The 3,123-nt window shown below is 73.1% G+C and carries 4 protein-coding genes and 1 pseudogene; 3 read left to right on the top strand and 2 right to left on the bottom strand.

The features are described from left to right. Positions 1 to 348, bottom strand: a pseudogene (locus VIW71_RS19700) (hypothetical protein); the annotation flags it as partial. 119 nt (positions 349 to 467) lie between these two features. Then, positions 468 to 1,550, bottom strand: coding sequence for an alpha/beta hydrolase (locus tag VIW71_RS19695; RefSeq protein ID WP_331623689.1), 1,083 nt, complete (start codon positions 1,548 to 1,550; stop codon positions 468 to 470). A 104-nt stretch (positions 1,551 to 1,654) separates the two neighbouring features. Between VIW71_RS19695 and VIW71_RS19690 the strand changes: the two genes are divergently transcribed. The 3 genes from VIW71_RS19690 (at position 1,655) to VIW71_RS19680 (ending at position 3,087) form a co-directional block, all read left to right on the top strand. Next, the gene (locus tag VIW71_RS19690) at positions 1,655 to 1,903 is read left to right on the top strand and encodes a hypothetical protein (RefSeq protein WP_331623688.1); all 249 of its coding nucleotides are present in this window, start codon (positions 1,655 to 1,657) and stop codon (positions 1,901 to 1,903) included. A 158-nt stretch (positions 1,904 to 2,061) separates the two neighbouring features. Further along, positions 2,062 to 2,703: a TetR/AcrR family transcriptional regulator gene (locus tag VIW71_RS19685; RefSeq protein WP_331623687.1), complete on the top strand. Its 642-nt coding sequence runs from the start codon at positions 2,062 to 2,064 to the stop codon at positions 2,701 to 2,703. Between the two features lie 153 nt (positions 2,704 to 2,856). Further along, the gene (locus VIW71_RS19680) at positions 2,857 to 3,087 is read left to right on the top strand and encodes a DUF3107 domain-containing protein (RefSeq protein WP_331623685.1); all 231 of its coding nucleotides are present in this window, start codon (positions 2,857 to 2,859) and stop codon (positions 3,085 to 3,087) included. Positions 3,088 to 3,123 lie beyond the last annotated feature (36 nt).

Here is a 3,123-nt window from a genome sequence, read left to right as displayed (position 1 = left end):
CTGTATGTGCGGTGCCCGCCGGGGCGCGGCGGGTTCACCCGACGGCTCCACCGGTTCGGGCGCGAGCTCCCGCGCGGGGCCGCGGCCGCGTTCCGGCGCCCAGCCGCCCGCCGCGCCCCACGCCGCGTGCTCGCGGTGCTCGGGGTGTGCCGGCGACGGCCCGTCCAGGTCCTGCGGCCGGACGGCGAACCCGCCGGTGTCGGCGAGGGGGTCGTAACCGCGGCGGCGCCGCCCGCTGCCGGGCGCGCCCGGGAAACCGACCGGGCCGGGGCCCGCGGGACCGGGGCCCGCAGGACCGGGAAAACCCGCCGGGCCCGGCATCCCCGGCGCGCTCGGCGGCGCACCCACCGGACCCACCGGACCCACCGGACCCGGCACGCGGGACGGGCCCGCGGCACCTGCCGTCGGGTCCTCGCGGCCGTCCTGGCCCTGGCCGTCCCTCGCGCTGTGTCTGCCCACGCCCTCGATCAGCTCCCGCTCGCCGCGGCACTCGCCGTACTGGTGCTCGGCCCCGCCTGCGTATCCCTGCGGCCCGCGGCAGCCGCGGGGCCTGTGTCCGCCACCGTATCGGTGCGGCGCCGCGCCCGGTCCGCCACCTCGTACAGCAGGTCGCGGAAGGCCCGCTCGACCAGTTCCGGGTGCTCCATCATCGCCACGTGCCCACTGCCGGGGATGGTCAGCAGCCGGGCGTCGCGGAACGTACGCGCCGCGCGCCGGGCCATCCGCACCGACACCAGCTTGTCCCGCCCGCCGTACACCAGCAGCGTCGGCGCCAGCACCCGCTCGGCCTGCCGCCACAGCGCGTACTGCCCGCCGAGGGTGTACGCGTTCACGATCCCGCGGGTGGAGCGGATCATCGAGTCCCAGAAGTACGGCAGGTCCATCCGCCGCTGGTACTCCGCCGCCGCCTCCGTACGGGCCTGGTCGCCGATCCGCGCCGGGTCGCCGTAGCAGAGCGCGAACAGTTCCGCGGCACGGCGCTCCATCGGCCAGTCACGGGTGGCCCGCATGTAGACCGCGGGCAGGCCGGGGACCGAGGCGAGGGCGGTGGGCCAGGCGGTGCGCTGCGGCGGCACCTCGGGCAGCGCGGGTGAGATCAGGGTGAGGGTGCGGACCAGATCGGGGCGGGCCGCGGCGATCTTGACGGCCACCGCGCCGCCCATCGAGTTCCCGAACAGGTGGACCGGACCCCGCCGCTCTTCGTCCAGCAGCCGCACCACCGACCGCGCGTGCCCGGCGATCGAGTAGTCCCCGTCGTCCGGCGGCGGCGAGTGGCCGAACCCCGGCAGGTCCACCGCCTGCCCGGCCACCCGGTCGTCCAGCCGTGCCATCAGCGCCGACCAGTTCTGCGAGGAACCGCCGAGCCCGTGCACGTACACCGCGGGCTCCGGACCGGCCTCCCGCTCGGCGCCGGGCGCGCGCTCGCGTACCACCAGGCTGAATCCCGGCAGGCTCACCGTGCGCGCCGATTCCCCGGTCGCGAGCACTGGTCCTGCCGGGGGTACGGCCGCCGGTGCGACGGCCGGGGAAGCAGAGTCGGTCGAGGACATGCACCGATGTTACGAGACGATCACGCGTGCGATTGTGTGGTGGCGGCCACAACGGGTGAGAAGCACAGGAGAGATGAGCAAGGGCCGCCGGGAAAGGAGGCGCCATGTCCGACCACATCGCCGACTTCGAGAGGGAAGCGGACGAACTCGACGAGGCCGCACAGACCTCACAGGACGCCGACCTGGACATCGAGGCACCCGAGGCCGACGCCGCAGAACAGCACATCGAACTGCTCCAGCACCGCGACGAACCGATCACCGAGCGACCGGCCGACCCGATCGGCGAGGCGGACCCGGCGGACACCGCGGAACAGCGGCGGGTGGTGGACCTGGACGAGGACGACTACCGCTGAGCGGTTCCAGGTAGTGAGAATGTCCGCCCGCACGGAGCACAGGGTCGTTACCGAAAAGTACGATGGCCATCGCGGTGCTCCTTGTTTCCGCACAGGGTCCCGCACAGGGTCCCGCGCAGATTTCCGCACAGATTCCTACACACAGATTGGGAGGCGGCGTGACAGCCATCGAGCAGACCCAGGCACGGCCGCGCGGCACCCGCCTGCCCCGCCGGGCCCGACGCGAACAGCTCCTCGGAGCGGCCCAGGAAGTCTTCGTCGTGCAGGGTTACCACTCGGCGGCGATGGACGACATCGCCGAGCGCGCCGGAGTCAGCAAGCCCGTGCTCTACCAGCACTTCCCCGGAAAGCTCGAACTGTATCTCGCCCTCCTCGACCAGCACTGCGAGTCGCTGCTCCAGGCGGTCCGCACCGCGCTGGCGTCCACCACGGACAACAAGAAGCGCGTCGAGGCGACGATGGACGCGTACTTCGCCTACGTCGAGGACGAGGGCGCCGCCTTCCGGCTCGTCTTCGAGTCGGACCTGACCAACGAGCCCGCCGTCCGCGAGCGGGTCGACCGGGTCTCCATGCAGTGCGCCGAGGCGATCAGCGAGGTCATCGCCGAGGACACCGGGCTGCCCGCCGAGCAGTCCATGCTGCTCGCCGTCGGCCTCGGCGGCCTCTCCCAGATCGTCGCGCGCCACTGGCTGGCCAGCGGCAGCCAGGTGCCCCGCGACACCGCGGTCCAGCTGCTCACCTCGCTCGCCTGGCGCGGCATCGCCGGCTTCCCGCTGCACGGCGCCGACGTCCACCACTGACCATCGGTGGACGCCCGCTGACCGCGTGCGCGAAGAGCGTTCGCTCAGGGCGTTCCCGGTCTGCGGATTCGGTGCCGATTCCGCGGGCTACTCTGTGCTGCGTACGGCGCGATTCGACCGCGCACACCGCAGACCATCGGAGGTATCCAAGCCGTGGAGGTCAAGATCGGCGTGCAGCACGCGCCGCGCGAGATCAGCATCGAGAGCGCGCAGTCGGCGGCGGAGGTGGAGAAGGCGGTCGCCGAAGCGCTCGCCGGTGAGGCGAAGCTGCTGACCCTGGTGGACGAGCACGGCCGCAAGGTGCTGATCCCGGCCGACCGGCTTGCCTACGTGGAGATCGGCGAACCGGCCGCCCGCCGCGTCGGCTTCGGCGCGGCGCTGTAGCAACAGCGAACGCAGGGGCGGCAACCGGTGACAACC

This window comes from Streptomyces sp. (assembly GCF_036524955.1).
GTDB lineage: Bacteria > Actinomycetota > Actinomycetes > Streptomycetales > Streptomycetaceae > Actinacidiphila.
This window is presented reverse-complemented; position numbering and strand designations above follow the sequence as displayed.